Source organism: Enterobacter sp. GD03975, from assembly GCF_029838645.1.
GTDB classification, from domain to species: Bacteria; Pseudomonadota; Gammaproteobacteria; order Enterobacterales; family Enterobacteriaceae; genus Enterobacter; species Enterobacter quasihormaechei.
This window is the reverse complement of sequence record NZ_JAOBZC010000004.1, coordinates 452858-477203: the sequence shown is the minus strand read 5'-3', so window position 1 is coordinate 477203 and position 24346 is coordinate 452858. Positions and strand designations below refer to the sequence as shown.

Sequence of the window (24346 nt, the reverse complement as noted above, 5' to 3'; positions counted from 1 at the left end):
ATGCGCCAGAAAATGCCGGGTGGCGGCACCGCCTGACCGTGCCTACAATTGTTAAAACGCTTTTAACAATGGTGCTGCTTTGATACGTCCCTTTGATTACCAACAAGATTTTGCCAACATTAATTTCCGTGAACATCCAGAGCTGTACCAGGTGGGGCGGGGAGAGCAGGGTGTGCTCATGGTGGAACCTTACAAAAGCGAGATCCTTCCGCACTGGCGATACAAAAATGCTGAAGTTGCAGCGCGATCGGCAAAAGAAATATACGCCCTGTTTGAAGAATATCGTCAGCAAAACGACTTTGTGGGTATGGATATGGCGCGTAAATTCATTCAGATGGGCTATACGCGCGCCAGGCGATACGCCAATCATAAAGGCGGTAAAAAGTACGATGAGAAGCGCCAGGTCAAACCGCTGGATTGCGATCCGGTAAAAGCAGAAGCCGCCGCGGTCTTCAAAAAGTGGTGGGATAAAATTCGTGCAGATGAAGATTATTTGCAGCGAAAAAAGGCGCATCAGCAGAAGTGGGGATAATTACTACGTCCGCTAATAATTCGATACCTGATCGAGTTCACAAAACGCAATGAAACATATTAGAAACATTTTATTTACCTAACGATTCGTTTTAAATCCGGTTTTACTGTTTGTGGGCAATGGCCCGCAATGTGAGACAGGGGATTTTAAAATGACAGAAACCGTAGCCAGTGCAGATACGGATAACACCAATTTGGCAGGTAAGGATACCCGTCGTCGGGTTTGGGCAATCGTTGGGGCCTCCTCGGGGAACCTCGTAGAGTGGTTTGACTTTTACGTCTATTCATTCTGTTCACTCTACTTTGCGCATATCTTTTTCCCGTCCGGGAATACCACCACTCAGCTTCTGCAAACCGCAGGCGTTTTTGCCGCCGGGTTCCTGATGCGCCCTATCGGTGGATGGTTGTTCGGCAGGATCGCAGACAGAAAAGGGCGCAAGACCTCCATGCTCATCTCCGTATGCATGATGTGCGTCGGCTCTCTGGTGATTGCCTGCCTGCCCGGATATGACACTATCGGAACATGGGCACCCGCATTGCTGCTGCTGGCTCGTCTGTTCCAGGGGCTGTCAGTCGGTGGCGAATACGGCACCAGTGCGACATACATGAGCGAAGTGGCGGTTGAAGGCCGAAAAGGTTTCTATGCATCATTCCAGTATGTGACCCTCATTGGCGGACAGTTGCTGGCGTTACTGGTTGTGGTGATCCTGCAACAAATCCTTAGCGATGAAGATTTGCGCGCCTGGGGCTGGCGCATCCCGTTTGCTATGGGCGCTGCCCTGGCGGTTGTCGCCCTGTGGCTACGCCGTCAGCTTGATGAAACCTCTCAACAGGAGGTCAGGGCGCTGAAGGAGGCGGGCTCAATGAAGGGGCTCTGGCGAAACCGCAAAGCATTTTTGATGGTGTTAGGTTTTACCGCCGCGGGCTCGCTAAGTTTCTATACCTTCACCACCTACATGCAAAAATATCTGGTTAACACCACGGGCATGCATGCAAACGTTGCGAGTGTCGTCATGACGGTGGCGTTACTGGTCTTTATGCTTATCCAGCCGATTGTCGGCGCGCTGTCGGACAAAATAGGTCGTCGCACCTCCATGCTGATCTTTGGCGGCATGCTCACCCTGGGTACCGTTCCGCTTTTGACTGCGCTACAGCAGACAACGTCGCCGTATGCCGCTTTCGCGCTGATCATGGTGGCACTCATCATTATCAGTTTTTACACGGCAATCAGCGGCATTTTGAAGGCGGAAATGTTTCCCGCACAGGTGAGGGCGCTGGGTGTAGGCCTGTCTTATGCGGTCGCGAATGCCCTGTTCGGCGGTTCGGCGGAGTATGTTGCGCTATCGCTTAAGTCGTGGGGCAGTGAAACGACCTTCTTCTGGTATGTCACCGTAATGGGAGCGCTGGCGTTTATTGTCTCGCTGATGCTGCATCGCAAAGGAAAAGGTATCCGCCTTTAATAATGTGCCATCTGCCAGACGGCGTAGCCGGTTGTTGCGCCAGCTACGTCCCACGCAAAATCTTTCCAGCTCCAGCCGCTTCCTGAGGGGCGGCTATCCCAAAGCTCTTTCGATGCCCCCAGGCTTATAGAGAACATCAGGCCCATTGTGGCACTTCGATCCCGGCTATACCCCTGGTGCAGCGCATACTCATTGCCCGCAGCGGACAACATTGCAGACGCCAGAAAGTGTTGAGCTTTATCCTGACCCGACCAGCTATCATTCGCCATATGGCTGCAACCGGTCAGGAAAAGAGGGATTATCAGGAAAGGGGTACGCATTAACAGGCTCCATAAAAAAGCCCCGTCAGTGACAGGGCACGGGAATTACAGAATACGGCTAATGAGGCGATCGATACGGATCCGACGTAGACGGCGAATCAGCTTGCGAACTTTCACCGGATAATCCGCGATGCTTTGCAGATCGCGGTAATGACGAACCACTGTGGTATGCGTGCGTATAAGCTCCAGTTCACGATCGCGTTTCGCGGCTAATGCATGCTGAGGATCGTGAATCAGGATGGCATTCTCCAGATCCAGACGCCAGGCGCGCGGGTTCAGGTTATTACCGGTCAGCAGCATCCACTCATCATCGACCCACATCCCTTTGAGATGATAGCTGTTATCTTCATCTTTCCAGAGACGCACGACCAGCTGGTCCGTGTTCACGTAGTATTGTAAACGGCTCAGGAAGCGACGCAGGTTAATCTCATAAAGATAAGGCAGTGCGCCGATGATCTTGAAAGGCTGATCTTCCGGAATGAAAAAGTCGTTTGCCGTTTTATCCCCGACGATGATCTCCACCTTTTTACCCTCGCGCAGCAGCTGAATAATATTGCGCACCAGAACGGCGGGAAGGTTGAAGTATGGGGTGCAGATAGTGAGCTTATGCTCCGCGCACGGCATCAAATGGAAAATCGTCTTGTTCAGCAGGCTGGTTTTTCCCAGGCCTACCAGCGGCGTAACGGACAGCTCTTCATTACTGGCGTCACCCTGGAAACGATAAACCGCATCGCGCAGCTCCTGGCGGAAGGAGCGAACGTCGTTTTTGATTTCCGGGCTTTTCGGGCGATGAGGATCGTCAAGACGGTGGACACCCCGGCCATGAACCAGGTTTTTATCCACCCAGTTGAACATGATGTCGGCCATCTGTGGATTGCGGATCAGATGGTAGCGATCGTAACGGTATTTATCGAGCTGATGGAGATAAACATCATTCAGGCTGGCGCCGCTGTAAAGGACGCTGTCATCGATGATAAATCCTTTGAAATGAAGAACGCCAAGCGCTTCACGGGTATTCACGGGCACGCCATACACCGGAATATCGATCCCCAGGTTCTCCTGGGCTGTGCGGCAATACCAGTCAGCGTTAGTGTTCGAGGCGGCCGCGCCAATACGGCCACGCTGCGCGCGGTGCCAGTCAACCAGCACACGAACGTCCAGTTCCGGACGTTGACGTTTCGCTTCATAGAGCGCGTTCAGGACAGCACGCCCACCTTCATCCTGTTCAAGATAGAGCGCCACAATGCAGATACGTCGCGTCGCGCTGGCAATCTTTTCCAGAAGTGTCTCCCGGAAACGAGCGGGAGCATAAAAGAACTCTACATCATCAACTGACTGAGAAATCTTCGGTAGTTGAGCAAGGTGTTGTTGATGTTTATTACGCTTAAATTTTGACAACATCACAGTGCGTTTCTTCTCTGTTCATTGAAGGGTTGTCTGTACCAGGCAAACAACATAAGCGGACAATGATACCCCAGTGATGAGAAAAGTGGGTAACATTTCCAGAAGCTTACTCGTGTTTATCCGTTGATGTCAGGCTGAGGGACAGGGAGACAATGCCTTCATCCAGCTGGATATCAACGTCAAAACCGAGCTTCCGCGCCAGGGTCACCATACCCCGATTATTTGGCATAGTAATGCCGTTCAGGCGTGACAATCCGTGATCGCGCGTATATCCAATGAGTTTTTCGAGCAGCCTTCTGCCCAACCCCAAACCTTTAAGATCGGAACGCACCAGCACGGCAAACTCCGCATCCACGTTATCCGGGTCGGAAATGGCGCGCGTCACGCCGAGGATCTCCTCTCCCTCTCCGGAACGGCGAACCGCCACAATCGCCATTTCTCGATCGTAGTCGATCTGGGTCATATTGGCTAAATCGTCGTGGGTAAATTCGTTGATTTCGCTGAAATAGCGATAGTATAAGTCTTCCTTCGTTACCTGCGAGATGAACGTTCGCAGCAGCGGCTCGTCTTCCGGCAGGATAGGGCGAAACAGCGCCCGCTCTCCATTTTTCATCTCCACCCACTCTTCCAGATGGAGCGGATAAGGACGAATGGCGAGACGGCTTTCCCGGTCACCGACAAATGGCGCAATTTCCAGCGTCACGTCGAGGGCCGTAAATTCATTTCCGGAAGCGAGGAGCGGGTGGATATCCAGGCGCTGGATCTCCGCACAGTCAACAATGAGGTTAGAGACCTTCACCAGAAACTGGCTTAATCCGGCGATATCAAGCGGCCTCAAAGCACTTCTCCCGCGGATTTTTTTACTTTTAATGGCCTGAATAATTAAATAACGCGCCAGGTTCATGTTTAGTGGCGGAAGCGCGACAGCCGCCTGTTCTTCAGGCCGCCATTCAACGCCGCCTTCACCCAGCATAATGAGCGGACCAAAAACCGGATCGTGTTCGACCACCACGCGCAGCTCCTGCGCGCCCGCACGGTTAGCCATGCTCTGCACCAGCAGGCCGTGGATCCTGGCCTGTGGCCACGTCATTTTTACGCGATCGATAATGGCATCCGCGGCCTGTTGCACTTCTGTCGCGGTGCGCAGATACAGCATGACGCCCTGCACATCTGATTTGTGCGGAATATCGGGGGAGCGCAGCTTCAGCGCGACCGGATAGCCAATCTGCTCAGCGATATGTACCGCCTCGGCGCTGTCGCCGGCAATCCAGGTGGGCAGCGTTTGCATCCCATAGCTGCCAAGAATGGGTTGCACTTCATGCGTATCAAGCGACGTAGCGCCCTCTTCGATGGCCTGCTGCAATAGCCTGTGCACGTCCATCGAATTTGCTGTGAGGTTGCCCGGCAGGGCTGGCGTTTCACGCAGCTGCTTCTGGTTGCGGCGGTATTCAACCATATGCATAAACGCGGTAATGGTGCCCTCCGGCGTGCGGTAGGTTGGCAGCCCGGCTTCACTGAACAGACGCCGCGCTTCCTGTGAGGAGAACTCGCCGCACCAGTTGGTCAGCAGGGTGACGTATTTGCCGCGCGGATGGTTTCGGACAGTCTCAATCAGCGCGCGTGCGCTTTCACTGCCGGGCGCAGCGGCGCTGGGTGAATGAATGATCATCAGCGCATCGAAATCCTGACTGTCGAGCAGGAGGGAGATCGCCCTGATGTAGCGATCGCTTGTGGCATCATCGCGTAAATCGAGCGGATTACCGGGAGTAACGCTGCCCGGCAGCACCTCCCGCAGGCGCTGAAGCGTCGCTTCGTCCAGCGTCGCCAGCTTGCCGTTGCGCAGCCACAGTTCGTCCAGCGCCAGTGCGGCGGGAGCGGCACCGTTGCTGACGATCATCAGCTTTTCACCGCGCAGGGGGCGCATGTGGCTCAACGTTTCGACGGCAGAAAAAAGCTCGTGCGTATCCTGAACCCGCAGCAGACCGGCGCGCTGGATCGCGGCATCCCAGGCGGGATCCATCCCGGAATGGGAATGCAGCAGGCGCTGCGCCGCCGGGCTGCGCCCGCTTTTAATGACCAGAATCGGTTTATTACGCGATGCGCTACGTGACGCCGACACAAAACGACGGGCGTCGCTCAGGTGTTCAAGATAGAGCAGGATCGCGCTGGTTTTGCTGTCACGCGCCAGAAAATCCAGCAGTTCATCAACGTCAATGTCCAGGCTGTCACCCAGGGCGATGAAGTAGGAAAAGCCCATCTCACGCTGTTGCGCCCAGTCGAGGATCGTATTGGATACCGCAGCCGACTGCGAAATAAAGGCCAGCTTACCTTTACGGATCGGAACCGGGGAGAAGCTGGCATTCAGCCCTTGCCAGGGGGCAAGCAGACCCAGGCTGTTTGGACCAAGAATACGCATCTGGTAGCGGCTGGCGCAGGCCAGCAGCTCAGGCTGCTGCTCAGGAGGCGAGGAGAGAATAATGCAGGTTTTACAGCCTTTCTGGCCGAGCGACTCAAGCAGTTCGAGGTTTCGTTTCGCATGCGTACAGAGCACGGCGAGGTCGGGAACGAACGGTAAACTTTTCACGTCCGGCCACGCCAGCACCCCCTGAACCGCCTTATAGGCGGGCGTAACGGGCATGACCGGGCCATTAAACCCGCCAGCCAGCAGATTGCGCATCATCAGATACCCTGCGCGGTCCGGTTTCATTGAAGCGCCAATAACGGCAATGGATTTCGGACGAAGTAGCGCTTCTAACCCTCTCTGGCTCATGCAGGCCTCCCGTGAATGCAAGCGACCTGATGATTTTAAACGCTTTCTGTCTCAGTTGCTGTGACGCTACCCTTATGAACGGTTTTTCCCGCAAGATAACGTTCGCGGAAGCAGGAGAAGTGACTGCCCAGCGCGCCGGCTGCCTGGGTATCGCCCGCCAGATCCAGTAGCGCAATCGCGACCTCCGCGGTGCAGTACTGGCCGTCGGCATGGGCTTCGCGCAGGCGATAGGCCGAAACGCGCGACAGATCGACGGAAATCACCGGCAGCGCATCAAGATACGGGCTTTTGCGAAACATCTTTCTGGCTTCCGTCCAGGTGCCGTCAAGCATAATAAACAGCGGCGGTTTACCGGATGGCGGCGCCGAAAGCACCTGACGATGTTCGCCTGCATACGATGCAGGGAAAACGACCATTGGCTGATAGTCCGGGCTTGCCACCAGGTCGAGCAGTGCCTGAGGTGGCTCAGTACGCGACCACTGAAACGCCGCTGTGTCTGGCAGAATATCGGCGATCAGGCGCCCCGTATTGCTGGGCTTCATCGGTTCGGTATCAAACATGACCAGACAAAAGCGGCTTTTCGCCTCGCTCGGCGCAAGCGTTTCGCACAGGCACACCTTCAGCGGTAAAAGGCAGCGCTGGCAGCGGCGAATACGATTGCCTCGGGCCAGAAACGGGCGGGTGGCGCGCGCAAGGCGCTCGGCACGTAATTGAAGTACAGCGTTATCAGTCATGGGCGAAAAGGCAGGAAAAACCCCATTTTCGCAGAGGAGAGAACGGGGCACAAGATATGCCCCGTGAATGTTACAGGGATTCGTTTAACCAGCTGTCGAAAGGCGCTTTTGGCACGGCACCGTTGAGCATGTCGATCACTTCACCATTTTTGAAAATCATAATGGTGGGAATGCTGCGAATGCGAAAACGGGCGCTGAGCTCACGTTCGGCTTCGGTATTCACTTTCACAAAGCGCATTTTCCCGCTGCGCTCTTCCGCCACGTCTTCGAAAATTGGCGCAAAGTTACGGCAAGGGCCGCACCACGGCGCCCAGAAATCGACCACAACAGGCAGATCGTCCTTGAGGAGTTTGTCCAGCGTAGCACCCGTCGCGTTAATGACATCGCCATCAAATAATTCGTGGCCACAACGCCCGCATTTCGCACCGTCATCCATCCGATCGTCCGGAATGCGGTTTAAAGCCTGACAGTTGGCACATACGGTATTCATAACTAACCTCTGATAGAGCCGTGGAACAACGGCAGAACGCCGATAATGTTTCTGATATGTTACATATTATCAGTGAGCCTGTATGAAACGACAACGCGTTTTATTCAATGGGAACAATAGTCACAGGCTTTTGTACGAAATTATGGCTATGAGCTTGCACATCGGGTAATCTGCGCGCTTCGCGCAGCGCTGGTGGAGAAAAGCATGAACGACGAAATGAAAAACAAAAGCGGCAAGGTCAAAGTGATGTATGTCCGCAGTGATGATGACTCTGATAAACGCACCCAAAATCCGCGTACCGGAAAGGGTGGCGGGCGTCCAGCGTCTTCTCGTGCAGACGGTGGCCGTCGCCCCGCCCGCGATGACAGAAATAACCGCGGCGATGACCGCAAACGTGATGACCGTAAGCGTGACGATCGCAAACGCGACGATGTTGTCCGCGACGGTGGATCGCCATGGCGTACCGTTTCGCGCGCGCCGGGTGAAGAGGCGACTGAAAAGGCCGATCACGGCGGTATCAGCGGAAAAAGCTTTATCGATCCGGAAGTGCTGCGTCGTCAGCGTGCGGAAGAGACCCGTGTATACGGCGAGAACGCCTGTCAGGCCCTGTTCCAGAGCCGCCCGGAGTGTATCGTTCGCGCATGGTTTATCCAGAGCGTGACCCCGCGCTTTAAAGAAGCGCTGCGCTGGATGGCGGCGAACCGCAAAGCCTACCACGTGGTTGACGATGCCGAGCTGACTAAAGCGTCCGGTACTGAACACCACGGCGGCGTCTGCTTCCTGATCAAAAAACGTAACGGTACTACCGTGCAGCAGTGGGTCAGCCAGGCGGATGCCGATGACTGCGTGCTGGCGCTGGAAGATGTGGGTAACCCGCATAATCTGGGTGCGATGATGCGTAGCTGCGCGCACTTTGGCGTGAAAGGCGTGCTGTTACAGGATGCCGCGCTGCTGGAATCCGGTGCGGCAATCCGTACCGCGGAAGGCGGTGCAGAGCACGTTCAGCCGATCACCGGCGACAGCGTGCTGGAAGCCCTCGAGCAGTTCCGTAAAGCGGGCTACACCATTGTCACTACCTCAAGCCGTGCCGCTACGCCGCTGTTCAAAGCGACGCTGCCACGCAAAATGGTGCTGGTGTTAGGCCAGGAGCGTGACGGTCTGTCTGATGCGGCACTCTCCAGCGCCGACCTGAGCGTTTCTATTGATGGTACAGGTAACGTTGAAAGCCTGAACGTCTCCGTTGCGACCGGCGTACTGCTGGCGGAATGGTGGCGTCAGAATAAAGCATAAGCCTTTGTGCGTTTTGAATGCCCGGTCCACCGGGCATTCAGGCTCAAACTACTCACTCTCTGCCGGTAATACAGGCATCCAGTCAATTGGCTTTTCGCCACGCTTTTCCAGCCACTCATTCGTCAGAACAAAATGATTACTGCCAAAGAAACCGCGGTGAGCAGACAGCGGCGACGGGTGCGGTGCTTTCAGTACGTGATGACGCTGACGATCGATAATCGCCCCTTTCTTTTGTGCATGCGAACCCCAGAGTAAAAATACGACGCCTTCACGGTGCTCATTAATCAGGCTGATGACCTTATCGGTAAAGGTTTCCCAGCCGAGGCTGGCGTGGGAGTGCGCCTGGCCTGCACGAACCGTCAACACGGTGTTCAGCAACAGCACGCCCTGGCGCGCCCAGCTTTCCAGATAGCCGTGATTAGGGCGAGTAAAGCCAGGGATCGTTCCTTCAAGCTCTTTATACATATTCAGCAGAGAAGGGGGGATAGCCACGCCCGGACGCACGGAGAACGCCAGTCCGTGAGCCTGACCAGGGCCGTGGTAGGGATCCTGCCCCAGAATAACCACCTTCACGTCGCTCAGTTCGGTATAGCGAAAGGCGTTAAACACATCTTTCTGCGGCGGATAAATCGTCTGGCCAGCCTGCCGTTCAGCCGCAACGGTGCTGAGGGTATTGATAAAATAGGGCTGCTGCTTCTCTTCTGCCAGCACGTCATGCCAGGTTAAAGGTGTCGTCATCTCGCTCTCCTGCGAATTTCATTCTCTCCCTAGCTTACCTGCTAAAGCCCGGTGAGCAAAATAACACGCTGAAAAGTGGGCTAAGTCGTTAAATTTATTTTGGAAAAGATGCGGGATAAGTTGAATGGGTAAGACGAAGAAATTGATCTGAAACAATAAATTCAGACCACACTCTTTGTGTGGTTGGTGGTTTTGTTGATTTAAATCAATAAATCACCGGGGTCTGAATGTTATATATACACACAAGAAACAATGGTTTTACCAATTGGCCGCGAAAGGCCAGCATCAGTTAATGTAGCCTAAGGGAGGCAACACATGATTACAGGTATCCAGATTACTAAAGCAGCAAACGACGATCTGCTGAACTCTTTCTGGCTGCTGGACAGCGAAAAAAACGAAGCGCGCTGTGTAGTAGCGAAAGCAGGTTTTGCGGAAGACGAAATCGTTCCGGTGAGCAAGCTGGGCGAAATTGAATACCGTGAAATTCCAATGGAAGTGAAGCCAGAAGTCCGCGTGGAAGGCGGTCAGCACCTGAACGTTAACGTTCTGCGTCGCGAAACCCTGATGGACGCCGTTGAGCACCCGGAAAAATACCCGCAGCTGACCATCCGCGTGTCTGGCTATGCGGTACGCTTCAACTCTCTGACCCCGGAACAGCAGCGCGACGTTATTGCTCGTACCTTTACTGAAAGCCTGTAAGGTTTCAGCCACGGGGGGGAATAAAAAAGCCGGGAATGTCCCGGCTTTTTTTTACTCTTCAGTTTTTGTCTCTGGCGCAGCAGAGCTTGGCTTACGGCGCTTACCAATGTTTTTGGTATCGCGGTGGCGCTGCTTAACGCGCGGTTTCTCTTTTTCTTTCTCTTTTCTCTCGGCACGTTTCGCGAGCGCTTTCTTGGACGGTTTACCCGTCATTTTTTCACTCGGTGCACGTGTGGTCGGACGAAGTCCGTCGATAACGCGAGCTTTAAGCGGCTCATCAACGTAGCGGCCAATTTTCTGAAGCAGCAGATGGTCGTGCGCTTCCACCAGAGAGATAGCAATACCTTTACGGCCCGCACGGCCGGTACGACCAATGCGGTGGAGATAAGTATCACCGCTGCGTGGCATATCAAAGTTGATCACGTGGCTCACGTCAGGGATGTCGATCCCGCGCGCGGCAACGTCGGTGGCAACCAGTACATTCACGCGGCCATCGGTCAGACGCTTAATCCCTTCGGTACGCTTAACCTGTGCCATTTCACCTTCGAGATAGCAGTTATTGATGCCGGCGTTGCGCAGCATTTCTGCCAGCTCATGCACGCGCTCGCGTTTGCGAACGAAGACGATGGTACGGGTTGCATCTTCCTGCTTCAGCAGGTGTTTCAGCAACTCAACCTTATGCTCAAGGTTATCTGCACGGTAGTACCACTGGTGGATCTTCTTACGCTCGCGCGTGGATGGCGTGGCGGACACTTCCACCGGATCTTCCAGCAGACGTTCGGCGAAATCTTTGATGGCATCCCCTTCAAGGGTTGCCGAGAACAGCATGGTCTGGTTACGCCAGCGCGTTTCACCCGCAATGTGTTCGATATCCTGGGCAAAGCCCATGTCCAGCATGCGGTCAGCTTCATCGAGAATGAGCGTTTCCACCGCGCGGCAGTCGAAGTTCTCTTCCTTAATGTATTGCAGCAGACGGCCTGTCGTCGCAACAACGATATCCTGGTTTTCGCTGAACACTTCCGCGTGGTTCATATACGCTACGCCGCCGGTGATGGTAGCGATATCCAGATGGGTGTTCGCCGCCAGCTCACGCGCGTGTTCGGCAACCTGCATCGCCAGCTCACGGGTCGGGGTCAGGATCAAAATACGCGGCGGGCCTGATTTTTTACGCGGAAAATCGAGCAAATGCTGCAACACAGGCAGCAAGTAGGCTGCTGTCTTCCCCGTGCCGGTTGGCGCAGAACCGAGCACATCGCGGCCCTCAAGCGCAGGCGGAATGGCCGCGGCCTGAATGGCGGTCGGGCGTGTAAAGCCTTTGCTCTCAAGAGCATTGAGCAGGCTTTCATCGAGTTCAAGTTCGGAAAAAGTCGTTACAGTCATGTTCTACCTCTGTGTGGGGCGCTGATTATAGACGTTACGGCTGTAATCTTCATCTGTTTGTATGGATATCGCTTTTCGGCCACTTCGCTTTCCCCTATGCTACTCCAGTTTCACACAGAAGGTTGCCCTGACATGTCTCAACTCAAAGCGCAGCTGCGCCGCGATGGTTTTACGTTTAAACAGTTTTTTGTGGCGCACGATCGTTGTGCGATGAAAGTCGGTACAGACGGTATTTTACTGGGTGCATGGGCGCCTGTCGCAGGTGTAAAACGCATTCTGGATATCGGGACGGGCAGCGGGCTCCAGGCGCTGATGCTGGCGCAGCGAACGGAAGAACACGTCACGATCGATGCCGTTGAGCTTGATCCTCAGGCGGCGCAGCAGGCACGGGAAAACGCTGCTGAATCCCCGTGGGCAGAACGCGTCAGGGTGGAATGCGCAGATGTCCTGACCTGGGCACCAGAGCAGACCGCGCGTTACGATTTGATCGTCAGCAACCCGCCGTATTTCGTGCCCGGCGTGGAGTGTGGAACGCCGGAACGCGAGCAGGCTCGTTACACCCGTTCGCTCGATCACCCGTCACTCCTGACCAGTGCGGCGGAACTCATCTCGGAAGAGGGATTTTTCTGCGTGGTCCTGCCTGAAAGCACGGGCAACACCTTCATTGAGATCGCTCTTGAGATCGGCTGGAAGTTGCGTCTTCGTACCGATATCTCCGATACGGAAGGGCGCTTACCGCACCGCGTGCTGCTGGCGCTCTCGCCGAAAGAGGGGGAGTGCTTTATCGACAGGATGGTCATTCGCGGGCCAGACCAGCGTTATTCCGAAGATTACACTGCCCTGACCCAGTCCTTTTACCTGTTTATGTGAACCTGCGGCGTCAGCACCGACGGGCCGGACGTTTCCAGCGTGTCGGGATAGTCCAGCGTATAATGCAGACCACGACTCTCTTTGCGCATCATTGCGCAGCGCACAATCAGCTCGGCAACCTGCACCAGGTTGCGAAGCTCCAGTAGGTTATTGGAAACGCGGAAATTGGCGTAATAGTCATCAATTTCCTGCTGCAACATCATAATGCGGCGTAACGCGCGCTCCAGACGCTTCGTTGTGCGTACAATCCCGACATAATCCCACATGAGCAGCCGCAGCTCGTGCCAGTTATGCTGGATAACCACCCGTTCGTCAGGGTTATCCACCCGGCTTTCATCCCACGCTGGCAGGCACGCTGTCGCACGCGCGTAGGGCATGCGTTTGGCAATATCTTCCGCAGCAGACCACCCGTATACCAGACACTCCAGCAGCGAGTTTGATGCCATGCGGTTGGCGCCATGCAGGCCGGTATAACTGACCTCGCCGATCGCATAGAGGCCATCCACGTCGGTACGACCGTGATCGTCAACCATCACGCCGCCACAGGTATAGTGGGCGGCAGGCACAATCGGTACCGGATCGCGGGTCAAATCGATACCCAGACTCAGCAGCTTTTCGTAAATCATCGGGAAGTGCTGGCGAATAAATTCTACCGGCTTATGGCTAATGTCCAGATACATGCAGTCCACGCCAAGCCGCTTCATTTCGTGGTCGATGGCGCGGGCCACGATATCCCGCGGCGCCAGTTCACCTCTGGGGTCGAAGTCCGGCATAAACCTGGAGCCGTCCGGGCGCTTAAGACAGGCGCCTTCACCGCGCAGCGCTTCCGTCAGCAGAAAGTTTCGCGCCTGCGGATGGAACAGGGCGGTGGGATGGAACTGATTAAACTCCAGATTCGCCACGCGGCAGCCGGCGCGCCAGGCCATGGCGATACCGTCTCCGGACGCGATATCCGGGTTCGTCGTGTACTGGTAAACCTTCGAGGCTCCGCCGGTCGCCAGCACAACGGCTTTTGCCTGGCAGGTTTCCACCTTCTCTTTATTCCGGTTCCACACCCATGCGCCGACAACGCGGCGCGTGCCGGGCAGGCCAATCTTGTCGGAAATAATCAGGTCGACGGCGTTGCTGCGCTCCAGCACCTGAATATTGGGATGGCTGAGGGCTTTGCTGACCAGCGTAGTTTCAACCGCCTTTCCGGTCGCATCAGCAGCGTGCAGAATACGGCGGTGGCTGTGCCCGCCCTCACGGGTCAGGTGATAACTCTCTTCACCATTGGGCTGAATCTGCGTATCAAACAGCACGCCCTGGTCGATAAGCCATTGCACGCAGTGGCGGGCATTGCTGGCGACAAATTCTGCGGCATGCTCATCCACGATCCCGGCACCAGCAATCAGAGTATCTTCTACATGTGAGGCAATACTGTCCGTTTCATCAAACACGGCGGCAATGCCGCCTTGTGCATAGAAGGTGGAACCTTCGCTCATCGGCCCTTTACTCAGCACGATGACGTTCTGATGTTCTGCCAGGCGCAGCGCAAGGGAAAGGCCGGCAGCACCGCTACCGATGATCAGTACATCACAATGAAGTTCAGGCGTCGTGTTCATGATGTTTGTTTAATTTACTAAACATGGTGTCGGGAGAATAGCATTCTGATGCGAGTTATCGCACGTTTTTTTTGATGCGTGTTGCAATGACTAAACGAAAGGCCAGAAGTTAAATCATCGCTAAATGACGGGAAATATTTTGCGAAGCAGATCGTTAGCTTCAGATTTTGTGGTGAAATAAAGCCTGTGTTGCGTTACTCTTCTGACGATAAAGTTGATGATTCTTGTCAGAAAGCGGGTGCGTATCGTGAACAGACTTATAATGAGAGAAAATGAACGGTCTGCGGCGCGATGAACAAAAACAAAGGCGTTACGGAACTTATTGAAGAACAGACGCTCTAACTCGGTGCTTGCTCAAAGTGCAATGTTGGTAGAGTGGCGTTTCGATAACGCGTGGAATTTGGTTTGGGGAGACATTACCTCGGATGAGCGAGCAGTTAACGGACCAGGTCCTGGTTGAACGGGTCCAGAAGGGAGATCAGAAAGCTTTTAACCTACTGGTGGTGCGCTACCAGCATAAGGTAGCGAGTCTGGTTTCCCGCTATGTACCGTCAGGCGATGTGCCTGATGTCGTACAAGAGTCTTTTATTAAGGCCTATCGCGCGCTGGATTCATTCCGGGGGGATAGTGCTTTTTATACCTGGCTGTATCGCATTGCAGTCAATACGGCTAAAAATTATTTGGTTGCTCAGGGGCGTCGTCCGCCTTCAAGTGATGTCGATGCTATCGACGCGGAAAACTTCGAAAGTGGCGGCGCGCTGAAAGAAATTTCGAACCCTGAGAACTTAATGTTGTCAGAAGAACTGAGACAAATCGTTTTTCGCACGATCGAGTCGCTCCCGGAAGATTTACGCATGGCAATTACGTTACGGGAGCTGGATGGCCTAAGCTATGAAGAGATAGCCGCCATCATGGATTGTCCGGTCGGCACGGTTCGTTCACGAATTTTCCGTGCGCGAGAAGCCATTGATAATAAAGTTCAACCGCTTATCAGGCGTTGACGATAGCGGGATACTGGAAAAGGTATTAGGCATGCAGAAAGAAAAACTTTCCGCTTTAATGGATGGTGAAACGCTGGATAGTGAGCTGCTTGATGAGCTGTCTCATTCTCCCGAAATGCAACAGACCTGGGAGAACTATCACCTCATCCGCGACACGATGCGCGGTGATACCAGCGAGGTTCTCCATTTCGATATCTCAGCTCGCGTTATGGCGGCCATTGAGAACGAACCTGTTCATCAGACCACGCCGCTGATTCCTGAAGCGCAGCCTGCACCTCACCAGTGGCAGAAAATGCCGTTCTGGCACAAGGTGCGTCCGTGGGCGAGCCAGCTCACCCAGATGGGTGTCGCTGCGTGCGTATCGCTTGCAGTTATCGTTGGGGTCCAGCACTATAATACTCAGTCTGAAGCCAGCCAGCAGCCTGAAGCGCCAGTGTTCAATACGCTGCCGATGATGGGTAAAGCCAGCCCGGTGAGCCTGGGCGTACCGGCAGATGCCTCCGCAAGCGGCGGACAGCAACAGCAGGTACAGGAGCAGCGTCGTCGCATTAATGCGATGTTGCAGGATTACGAGTTGCAGCGTCGTCTGCACTCCGAGCAGCTTCAGTTTGAGCAGGCCCAAACCCAGCAGGCTGCTGTGCAGGTGCCAGGAAACCAAACTTTAGGAACGCAATCGCAGTAATGAAGCAACTTTGGTTCGCCATGTCTTTGATGGCGGGTAGCCTGTTCTTCTCTGCTAACGCCTCGGCTGATGTTTCATCCGGGGCGTTGTTGCAGCAAATGAATCTGGCCAGCCAGTCACTCAATTATGAGTTGGCATTTATCAGCATCAATAAGCAGGGTGTCGAATCGTTACGCTATCGCCACGCCCGCCTTGATAATCAGCCGCTCGCCCAGCTTTTACAGATGGATGGCCCGCGTCGGGAAGTGGTCCAGCGTGGGAACGAAATCAGCTATTTCGAGCCTGGCCTTGAGCCGTTTACGCTCAATGGCGACTACATCGTTGATTCTCTGCCGTCGCTCATTTATACCGATTTTAAACGTCTCGCTCCCTACTATGATTTTATCTCGGTGGGGCGAACGCGTATTGCCGACAGACTGTGCGAAGTGATCCGCGTTGTCGCGCGGGATGGCACACGTTACAGCTATATCGTCTGGATTGACGCAGAGACGAAGCTGCCGATGCGCGTTGATCTGCTCGATCGCGACGGTGAAACGCTTGAACAGTTCCGCGTGATCTCCTTCGACGTGAACAGCCAGGTTGGCAACAGCATGCAAAATCTGGCCAAAGCCAGTCTGCCGCCTTTGCTTTCCGTTCCTGCCGGCGATTCTGTTAATTTCAACTGGGTACCTTCCTGGATCCCGCAAGGGTTCAGCGAAGTTTCCAGCAGCCGTCGCCAGCTGCCTACTATCGAAACGCCGGTTGAGTCACGACTCTACTCCGATGGTTTGTTTAGCTTCTCGGTGAACATCAATCGCGCTACGGCGAACAGTTCCGAACAGATGCTCCGAACCGGCCGCCGGACGGTTAGTACCACGGTGCGCGATAACGCAGAAATCACCATTGTCGGTGAATTACCGCCGCCAACGGCAAAACGCATTTCAGACAGCATCAAATTCAGGGCGGCACAATGATTAAAGAGTGGGCCACGGTCGTTTCCTGGCAGGATGGCATAGCGCTCGTCAGCTGTGATGTTAAAGCATCATGCAGCAGCTGCGCCTCCCGAGCCGGCTGCGGCAGCCGCGTGTTGAATAAGCTGGGGCCGCAGACGTCGCATACTATTGCGGTGCCAAGTGACCAGCCGCTGGTGGCAGGGCAGAAAGTGGAGCTGGGCATCGCTGAAGGTAGCTTGCTCACCTCGGCCATGCTGGTTTACCTTTCTCCGCTGGCAGGTTTGTTCGTGATGGGCGGGGTTTTCCAGATGCTGTTTGGCACAGATATGGCCGCCATGTGCGGAGCCGCTTTAGGCGGCGTGGGCGGATTCTGGCTTGCTAAAGGCCTCTCCCCGAGACTTACCGCCCGGGAAGCCTGGCAGCCTGTTATCCTCAGCGTTGCGCTGGCACCCGACCAACTTCGTGTTGAGACGCTCTCTTCTGAGGCCCGGTGATCTGCCGGGCTTTATTATTATTTACACCGCAATAAAGAAAACGCCGACTCTTCGCGCTATACCTGGCTCTAAGTGCATTTCCAGCAGACGAGGATGTAGTGTAGAATGCTGCGTTTTCGCACTGAAAAACGTCAGGCTAAGAACAGCGGCCTCCAGGAATTCGTAAGGCATAATTATTTAACTATATGAAGAACATACGTAACTTTTCGATCATAGCTCACATTGACCACGGTAAGTCGACGCTGTCTGACCGTATTATCCAGATTTGCGGTGGCCTGTCTGATCGTGAAATGGCAGCCCAGGTTCTGGACTCCATGGACCTGGAACGCGAACGCGGTATTACCATCAAAGCGCAGAGCGTGACGCTCGACTATAAGGCTTCCGATGGTGAAACCTACCAGCTGAACTTTATCGACACCCCAGGGCACGTTGACTTCTCTTATGAAGTATCACGCTCGCTGGCGGCCTGCGAAGGCGCGCTGCTGGTGGTGGATGCCGGGCAGGGCGTAGAGGCCCAGACGCTGGCAAACTGCTACACCGCCATGGAAATGGATCTCGAAGTGGTGCCGGTACTGAATAAAATCGACCTGCCAGCCGCCGATCCTGAGCGCGTAGCGGAAGAGATTGAAGATATCGTCGGTATTGATGCGACCGATGCCGTACGTTGCTCGGCAAAAACCGGCGTCGGCGTTCCGGACGTACTGGAACGTCTGGTGCGTGACATTCCGCCGCCGGAAGGCGACCCGGATGCGCCGTTACAGGCGCTGATCATCGACTCCTGGTTTGATAACTACCTCGGCGTTGTCTCGCTGGTGCGTATTAAAAACGGCACCATGCGTAAAGGCGATAAAATCAAGGTCATGAGCACCGGGCAGGTCTACAACGCTGACCGTCTGGGCATCTTCACGCCAAAACAGGTTGACCGTACCGAGCTGAAATGCGGCGAAGTGGGTTGGCTGGTCTGTGCCATTAAAGACATCCTCGGCGCGCCGGTGGGGGATACCCTGACCGGTGCACGTAATCCGGCAGATAAAGCGCTGCCCGGCTTCAAGAAAGTGAAACCGCAGGTCTATGCGGGTCTGTTCCCGGTCAGCTCCGATGATTACGAAAACTTCCGCGATGCGCTCGGTAAGCTGAGCCTCAACGATGCCTCCCTGTTCTACGAGCCAGAAAGCTCAACGGCGCTGGGCTTCGGCTTCCGCTGTGGCTTCCTCGGCCTGCTGCACATGGAGATCATTCAGGAACGTCTGGAGCGTGAATACGATCTGGATCTGATCACCACCGCCCCGACGGTTGTTTACGAAGTAGAAACCACGTCGAAAGAGGTGATCTACGTCGATAGCCCGTCCAAGCTTCCGCCGCTGAATAACATTCAGGAACTGCGTGAGCCTATCGCAGAGTGTCACATGCTGCTGCCGCAGGAGTTCCTCGGCAACGTGATCACCCTGTGTATTGAGAAGCGTGGCGTGCAGACCAACATGGTTTACCACGGTAACCAGGTGGCCCTGACCTATGAAATTCCGATGGCGGAAGTGGTGCTCGACTTCTTCGACCGTCTGAAGTCCACCTCCCGCGGCTATGCGTCGCTGGACTACAACTTCAAACGCTTCCAGGCCTCGAACATGGTCCGCGTAGACGTGCTGATCAACGGCGAACGCGTTGATGCCCTGGCGCTCATCACCCACAACGATAACGCACCGTACCGCGGTCGCGAGCTGGTTGAGAAGATGAAAGATCTGATCCCGCGTCAGCAGTTTGACATTGCGATTCAGGCGGCCATCGGTAACCACATCATTGCCCGCTCAACCGTGAAGCAGCTGCGTAAAAACGTTCTGGCGAAATGCTATGGCGGTGACGTCAGCCGTAAGAAAAAGCTGTTGCAGAAGCAGAAAGAAGGTAAGAAGCGTATGAAGCAGGTCGGTAACGTTGAGCTGCCGCAGGAAGCATTCCTTGCCATCCTTCATGTTGGTAAAGACGGTAACGGTAAATAACCTTAAGGAGTTGGCATGGCGAACATGTTTGCCCTGATCCTGGTCATCGCTACCCTGGTGACAGGCCTGCTGTGGTGCCTGGATAAGTTTATCTTCGCCCCAAAACGCCGTGAACGTCAGGCTGCCGCGCAGGCAGCCACTGACGATGCGCTGGACGCGAAGACCCTGAAAAAAGTTGGCCCTAAACCGGGCTGGCTGGAAACAGGGGCATCGGTATTCCCGGTGCTGGCGATTGTGCTGGTGGTACGTTCATTTATCTATGAACCGTTCCAGATCCCGTCAGGATCGATGATGCCAACGCTGCTGATTGGTGATTTTATTCTGGTTGAGAAGTTTGCCTATGGCATTAAAGATCCGATCTACCAGAAAACGCTGATCGAAACGGGTCATCCGAAACGTGGCGATATCGTGGTGTTTAAATATCCCGACGATCCGCGCCTGGACTATATCAAGCGCGCGGTAGGTTTACCGGGCGATAAAGTGACCTACGATCCGGTGGCGAAAGAGGTGACCGTTCAGCCTGGCTGTCGCTCTGGTACTGCATGCGAAAATGCGCTGCCAATCACTTACTCCAACGTCGAGCCAAGTGATTTTGTGCAGACCTTCGCCCGTCGTAACGGCGGTGAAGCGACCAGCGGTTTCTTCCAGGTGCCAAAAGGTGAAACCAAAGAGAACGGCATTCGTCTGGTTGAGCGCAAAGAGACGCTGGGCGATGTTACTCACCGCATTCTGACCGTGCCAATTGCGCAGGACCAGCTGGCAATGTACTACCAGCAGCCGGGCCAGCAGCTGGCGACCTGGATTGTGCCGCCGGGACACTACTTCATGATGGGTGATAACCGCGATAACTCCGCGGACAGCCGTTACTGGGGCTTCGTGCCGGAAGCGAATCTGGTCGGTAAAGCAACCGCTATCTGGATGAGCTTCGAGAAGCAGGAAGGCGAGTGGCCGACCGGCGTTCGCCTGAATCGTATTGGCGGAATCCATTAATTTTCGTGAAAAATAACGCGTAGCGGCTTTTATTAGCCGCTACGTGAATTATTTCAGCGATAAATCTCTTTGAACTAACGACATCCCCTGTCGTTGTGTATAGAATATTCCCCCGAAGTTTAAGGTTGGCCCTGCAAGGGTGCCACGGCACACGAAACCGCGTTGGTTTTCTCAGGTCGGTTTCGTGTGCTGCATTTTTGACGCATTCATTTATTGGTATCGCATGAACCCCATCGTAATTAATCGGCTTCAACGGAAGCTGGGCTACACTTTTCATCATCAGGAGTTGTTGCAACAGGCATTAACCCATCGCAGTGCCAGCAGCAAACATAATGAGCGTCTCGAGTTTTTAGGCGACTCTATTTTAAGCTTCGTGATTGCGAATGCGCTTTATCATCGTTTTCCGCGTGTGGACGAAGGTGATATGAGTCGCATGCGCGCCACGCTGGTGCGCGGCAATACCCTCGCTGAAATCGCACGCGAGTTTGAGCTGGGTGAATGTCTGCGTCTGGGGCCGGGTGAGCTGAAAAGTGGTGGGTTCCGTCGTGAATCCATTCTTGCCGATACGGTCGAGGCCTTAATCGGTGGCGTGTTCCTGGACAGCGATATCCAGACCGTAGAAAAGCTGATCCTGAACTGGTATCAGACCCGTCTGGACGAAATCAGCCCGGGCGATAAGCAAAAAGATCCGAAAACGCGTCTGCAAGAATATTTGCAGGGTCGTCACCTCCCGCTGCCATCCTATCTGGTGGTGCAGGTGCGTGGCGAAGCGCACGATCAGGAATTTACCATCCATTGCCAGGTCAGTGGCCTGAGTGAACCGGTGGTCGGCACGGGTTCAAGCCGTCGTAAGGCTGAACAGGCTGCCGCCGAACAGGCGTTAAAAATGCTGGAGCTGGAATGAGCATCGACAAAACCTATTGCGGATTTATTGCCATCGTCGGACGTCCGAACGTTGGCAAATCCACCCTGCTGAATAATCTGCTTGGGCAGAAGATTTCTATTACCTCGCGTAAGGCGCAGACCACGCGTCACCGCATCGTCGGTATCCATACTGAAGGCGCGTATCAGGCGATTTACGTCGATACCCCGGGCCTGCACATGGAGGAGAAGCGCGCCATCAACCGTCTGATGAACAAGGCGGCGAGCAGCTCCATTGGCGACGTAGAGCTGGTGATTTTCGTTGTGGAAGGCACCCGCTGGACGCCGGACGACGAAATGGTCCTGAACAAGCTGCGCGACGGCAAAACGCCGGTGATCCTCGCGGTCAATAAAGTGGACAACGTGCAGGAAAAAGCCGATCTGCTGCCACACCTACAGTGGCTGGGCAGCCAGATGAACTTCCTGGACATCGTTCCACTGTCTGCGGAAACCGGTCTGAACGTTGATACCATTGCCGGCATCGTACGTAAGCACTTGCCAGAAGCGACTCATCACTTCCCGGAAGATTACATCACCGATCGCTCGCAGCGCTTTATGGCCTCTGAAATCATCCGCGAGAAGCTGATGCGTTTTCTGGGCGCAGAGCTGCCGTACTCGGTCACGGTTGAGATCGAGCGTTTCCAGTCGAACGAGCGCGGCGGTTACGATATCAATGGTCTGATCCTCGTTGAGCGTGAAGGTCAGAAGAAGATGGTGATCGGCAATAAAGGCGCCAAGATCAAAACTATCGGAATCGAAGCCCGTAAAGACATGCAGGACATGTTTGAAGCACCGGTTCACCTGGAACTGTGGGTGAAAGTGAAATCTGGCTGGGCCGATGATGAGCGTGCGCTGCGCAGCCTCGGTTACGGCGAAGACCAGTAAATAAAGACGGCGAGCATATGGATGGATGGCAGCGCGCCTTTGTCCTGCATAGTCGTCCCTGGAGCGAAACCAGCCTGATGCTGGACGTCTTCACGGAAGAGTCCGGTCGCGTGCGCCTTGTTGCCAAAGGCGCACGTTCCAAACGTTCTAATCTCAAAGGTGCCTTACAGCCTTTTACCCCGCTGCTGGTTCGCTTTGGCGGGCGAGGGGAAGTCAAAACCCTGCGCAGTGCTGAAGCCGTTTCCCTCGCGCTTCCTCTTTCTGGCATTACGCTCTACAGCGGTTTGTACGTCAACGAACTCATCTCACGGGTGCTCGAACATGAGACCTGCTTCTCTGAACTTTTCTTTGATTACCTGCACTGTATTCAGTCGCTCGCTGGCGCAACCGGCACCCCTGAGCCTACGCTGCGTCGTTTCGAGCTGGCGCTGCTCGGGCATCTTGGATACGGCGTCGATTTTCTGCACTGTGCGGGGAGTGGGGATGAGGTAGAAGATACCATGACCTATCGCTATCGTGAGGAAAAGGGCTTTATTGCCAGCGTCGTCGTTGATAACAGCACCTTTACCGGACGCCAGCTCAGAGCACTGTATGAACGCGAGTTCCCGGACGCCGACACCCTGCGCGCCGCAAAACGCTTTACCCGAATTGCTCTCAAGCCGTATCTTGGTGGCAAGCCCTTAAAGAGCCGCGAATTATTCAGGCAGTTTATGCCGAAACGTTAGACCACAGCATCAGAAAGAAAACCGAGGATTGTCATGGCTGAATTATTGTTAGGCGTCAACATCGACCACATTGCCACCCTGCGCAACGCGCGCGGCACGGCGTATCCGGATCCGGTTCAGGCGGCATTTATCGCTGAACAGGCTGGCGCCGACGGCATTACCGTCCACCTGCGTGAAGATCGTCGCCACATCACCGATCGCGACGTGCGCATCCTGCGCCAGACGCTGGATACCCGCATGAACCTGGAGATGGCGGTAACGGAAGAGATGCTGACGATTGCCTGCGATACGAAGCCGCACTTTTGCTGTCTGGTGCCGGAAAAGCGTCAGGAAGTGACGACCGAAGGCGGTCTGGACGTGGCGGGGCAGTTCGACAAAATGCGCGACGCCTGCAAACGCCTGGCGGATGCCGGTATCCTGGTTTCCCTGTTTATCGACGCCGATTTCACCCAGATTAAAGCCGCGGCCGACGCGGGCGCGCCGTACATTGAAATTCACACCGGCTGCTATGCTGATGCTGAAAATGACACTGAACAGGCTAAAGAGCTGGAGCGTATTGCCAAAGCGGCAACCTACGCGGCCAGTCTGGGCCTGAAGGTGAACGCCGGACACGGCCTGACCTATCACAACGTGAAGGCCATTGCCGCCCTGCCGGAAATGCACGAGCTGAATATCGGCCACGCGATTATTGGCCGGGCGGTAATGAGCGGCCTGAAAGAGGCGGTTTCAGAGATGAAGCGCCTGATGCTGGAAGCACGTCAGTAATGGCCATTCTGGGCTTAGGTACCGATATCGTTGAAATAGCCCGCATCGAAGCAGTGATCGCCCGCAGCGGCGATCGCCTGGCAAGACGCGTGCTGAGCGATAACGAATGGGCCATCTGGGAGGCGCATCAACAGCCGGTGCGCTTTCTGGCAAAGCGTTTTGCGGTAAAAGAGGCGGCGGCGAAAGCGTTCGGCACGGGCATTCGTAACGGCCTGGCGTTTAACCAGTTTGAAGTCTTTAACGATGAGCTGGGTAAGCCACGTCTGCGCTTATGGGGCGAGGCGCTTAAGCTGGCGGAAACGCTGGGCGTGGCGCACATGCACGTAACGCTGGCAGATGAACGTCACTATGCCTGTGCAACGGTAATTATCGAGAGTTAAATTTTGTCCGCATGGTGCATCAGGACAAACTTATCCCACAGCTGTTCTTCGTTCTCGACGTGTGCCGGATCTTTTAAGATCGTATTGGGGATTGGGCACACCTTCTGGCAGGTCGGCGTTTCATAGTGGCCGATGCACTCGGTGCAGCGGTCGCTGTTAATCTCATAAATGCTGTCGCCCATCGAAATCGCCTGGTTCGGGCATTCGGGTTCGCACATATCGCAGTTGATGCATTTTTTAGTGATTAACAGCGCCATCGGGAAATTCTCAGAAACATCACAAACAGGGCG

The 24346-nt window shown here is 54.8% G+C and carries 25 protein-coding genes; 16 read left to right on the top strand and 9 right to left on the bottom strand.

Annotated features, from left to right (window positions below; translation table 11 throughout):
• The first annotated feature begins 79 nt into the window (after window positions 1-79).
• Complete coding sequence (locus tag N5C09_RS10875) at window positions 80-532, top strand: DUF4385 domain-containing protein (RefSeq protein ID WP_279749021.1); 453 nt, start codon at window positions 80-82, stop codon at window positions 530-532.
• Window positions 533-683: 151 nt separating this feature from the next.
• Window positions 684-1991, top strand: a complete 1308-nt coding sequence (locus N5C09_RS10870; protein ID WP_063450552.1) for an MFS transporter — start codon at window positions 684-686, stop codon at window positions 1989-1991.
• Here N5C09_RS10870 and N5C09_RS10865 read toward each other — a convergent pair.
• From N5C09_RS10865 to trxC, 5 genes are all read right to left on the bottom strand, one after another.
• Window positions 1988-2311: a YfiM family lipoprotein gene (locus N5C09_RS10865; protein ID WP_063450551.1), complete on the bottom strand. Its 324-nt coding sequence runs from the start codon at window positions 2309-2311 to the stop codon at window positions 1988-1990. The two genes, N5C09_RS10870 and N5C09_RS10865, sit on opposite strands and share 4 nt — an antisense overlap.
• A gap of 45 nt (window positions 2312-2356) precedes the next feature.
• A complete protein-coding gene (gene pssA / locus N5C09_RS10860) occupies window positions 2357-3712 on the bottom strand; it encodes a CDP-diacylglycerol--serine O-phosphatidyltransferase (RefSeq protein ID WP_279749028.1) in 1356 nt (451 codons plus the stop codon).
• Between the two features lie 109 nt (window positions 3713-3821).
• Entirely contained in the window at window positions 3822-6485 is a 2664-nt protein-coding gene (pat, locus tag N5C09_RS10850) for a protein lysine acetyltransferase (RefSeq protein ID WP_279749020.1), read from the bottom strand.
• Between the two features lie 35 nt (window positions 6486-6520).
• Window positions 6521-7219 carry a tRNA-uridine aminocarboxypropyltransferase gene (gene tapT / locus N5C09_RS10845; protein WP_063867948.1) on the bottom strand — a complete coding sequence of 233 codons (699 nt, stop codon included), beginning with the start codon at window positions 7217-7219 and terminating at the stop codon, window positions 6521-6523.
• Between the two features lie 70 nt (window positions 7220-7289).
• The gene (gene trxC, locus N5C09_RS10840; RefSeq protein WP_003860733.1) at window positions 7290-7709 is read right to left on the bottom strand and encodes a thioredoxin TrxC; all 420 of its coding nucleotides are present in this window, start codon (window positions 7707-7709) and stop codon (window positions 7290-7292) included.
• A gap of 204 nt (window positions 7710-7913) precedes the next feature.
• On the opposite strand from trxC, the gene N5C09_RS10835 reads away from it, so the two are divergent.
• Window positions 7914-8999 carry a tRNA/rRNA methyltransferase gene (locus N5C09_RS10835; protein ID WP_017383555.1) on the top strand — a complete coding sequence of 362 codons (1086 nt, stop codon included), beginning with the start codon at window positions 7914-7916 and terminating at the stop codon, window positions 8997-8999.
• A gap of 48 nt (window positions 9000-9047) precedes the next feature.
• On the opposite strand, the gene ung is transcribed toward N5C09_RS10835, so the two are convergent.
• The gene (ung, locus tag N5C09_RS10830; protein ID WP_003860729.1) at window positions 9048-9737 is read right to left on the bottom strand and encodes a uracil-DNA glycosylase; all 690 of its coding nucleotides are present in this window, start codon (window positions 9735-9737) and stop codon (window positions 9048-9050) included.
• Between the two features lie 315 nt (window positions 9738-10052).
• Between ung and grcA the strand changes: the two genes are divergently transcribed.
• A complete protein-coding gene (gene grcA, locus N5C09_RS10825) occupies window positions 10053-10436 on the top strand; it encodes an autonomous glycyl radical cofactor GrcA (protein ID WP_008502190.1) in 384 nt (127 codons plus the stop codon).
• 51 nt (window positions 10437-10487) lie between these two features.
• Here grcA and srmB read toward each other — a convergent pair whose 3' ends face one another.
• Window positions 10488-11816 carry an ATP-dependent RNA helicase SrmB gene (gene srmB, locus N5C09_RS10820; RefSeq protein WP_063450547.1) on the bottom strand — a complete coding sequence of 443 codons (1329 nt, stop codon included), beginning with the start codon at window positions 11814-11816 and terminating at the stop codon, window positions 10488-10490.
• A 132-nt stretch (window positions 11817-11948) separates the two neighbouring features.
• Between srmB and N5C09_RS10815 the strand changes: the two genes are divergently transcribed.
• Entirely contained in the window at window positions 11949-12686 is a 738-nt protein-coding gene (locus N5C09_RS10815; protein WP_279749019.1) for a tRNA1(Val) (adenine(37)-N6)-methyltransferase, read from the top strand.
• On the opposite strand, the gene nadB is transcribed toward N5C09_RS10815, so the two are convergent.
• Window positions 12671-14290 carry an L-aspartate oxidase gene (nadB, locus tag N5C09_RS10810; protein WP_279749018.1) on the bottom strand — a complete coding sequence of 540 codons (1620 nt, stop codon included), beginning with the start codon at window positions 14288-14290 and terminating at the stop codon, window positions 12671-12673. The genes N5C09_RS10815 and nadB overlap by 16 nt on opposite strands.
• A gap of 425 nt (window positions 14291-14715) precedes the next feature.
• Between nadB and rpoE the strand changes: the two genes are divergently transcribed.
• The 11 genes from rpoE to acpS all read left to right on the top strand — a co-directional run bounded on the left by rpoE (window position 14716) and on the right by acpS (window position 24056).
• Window positions 14716-15291 (top strand): RNA polymerase sigma factor RpoE, encoded by a 576-nt coding sequence (gene rpoE / locus N5C09_RS10805; RefSeq protein WP_006176728.1) that lies wholly within the window; start codon window positions 14716-14718, stop codon window positions 15289-15291.
• Between the two features lie 31 nt (window positions 15292-15322).
• Window positions 15323-15973, top strand: coding sequence for an anti-sigma-E factor RseA (rseA, locus tag N5C09_RS10800; protein WP_063450544.1), 651 nt, complete (start codon window positions 15323-15325; stop codon window positions 15971-15973).
• Window positions 15973-16926, top strand: a complete 954-nt coding sequence (gene rseB, locus N5C09_RS10795; protein ID WP_003860717.1) for a sigma-E factor regulatory protein RseB — start codon at window positions 15973-15975, stop codon at window positions 16924-16926. Before rseA ends, rseB begins: the two co-directional genes overlap by 1 nt.
• Window positions 16923-17399, top strand: coding sequence for a SoxR-reducing system protein RseC (gene rseC, locus N5C09_RS10790; RefSeq protein ID WP_279749017.1), 477 nt, complete (start codon window positions 16923-16925; stop codon window positions 17397-17399). Before rseB ends, rseC begins: the two co-directional genes overlap by 4 nt.
• 185 nt (window positions 17400-17584) lie before the next feature.
• Window positions 17585-19390 (top strand): translation elongation factor 4, encoded by a 1806-nt coding sequence (gene lepA / locus N5C09_RS10785; protein WP_003860714.1) that lies wholly within the window; start codon window positions 17585-17587, stop codon window positions 19388-19390.
• 15 nt (window positions 19391-19405) lie between these two features.
• Window positions 19406-20380: a signal peptidase I gene (gene lepB, locus N5C09_RS10780; RefSeq protein WP_063867958.1), complete on the top strand. Its 975-nt coding sequence runs from the start codon at window positions 19406-19408 to the stop codon at window positions 20378-20380.
• A gap of 223 nt (window positions 20381-20603) precedes the next feature.
• Window positions 20604-21284: a ribonuclease III gene (rnc, locus tag N5C09_RS10775; protein WP_003860711.1), complete on the top strand. Its 681-nt coding sequence runs from the start codon at window positions 20604-20606 to the stop codon at window positions 21282-21284.
• Window positions 21281-22186, top strand: coding sequence for a GTPase Era (gene era, locus N5C09_RS10770; RefSeq protein ID WP_003860709.1), 906 nt, complete (start codon window positions 21281-21283; stop codon window positions 22184-22186). Before rnc ends, era begins: the two co-directional genes overlap by 4 nt.
• 17 nt (window positions 22187-22203) lie before the next feature.
• Window positions 22204-22911 (top strand): DNA repair protein RecO, encoded by a 708-nt coding sequence (gene recO, locus N5C09_RS10765; RefSeq protein WP_279749016.1) that lies wholly within the window; start codon window positions 22204-22206, stop codon window positions 22909-22911.
• Between the two features lie 33 nt (window positions 22912-22944).
• A complete protein-coding gene (pdxJ, locus tag N5C09_RS10760; RefSeq protein WP_279749015.1) occupies window positions 22945-23676 on the top strand; it encodes a pyridoxine 5'-phosphate synthase in 732 nt (243 codons plus the stop codon).
• The gene (gene acpS / locus N5C09_RS10755; protein ID WP_063867967.1) at window positions 23676-24056 is read left to right on the top strand and encodes a holo-ACP synthase; all 381 of its coding nucleotides are present in this window, start codon (window positions 23676-23678) and stop codon (window positions 24054-24056) included. Before pdxJ ends, acpS begins: the two co-directional genes overlap by 1 nt.
• On the opposite strand, the gene N5C09_RS10750 is transcribed toward acpS, so the two are convergent.
• A complete protein-coding gene (locus tag N5C09_RS10750; RefSeq protein WP_023300734.1) occupies window positions 24053-24313 on the bottom strand; it encodes a YfhL family 4Fe-4S dicluster ferredoxin in 261 nt (86 codons plus the stop codon). The genes acpS and N5C09_RS10750 overlap by 4 nt on opposite strands.
• Window positions 24314-24346: the final 33 nt, after the last annotated feature.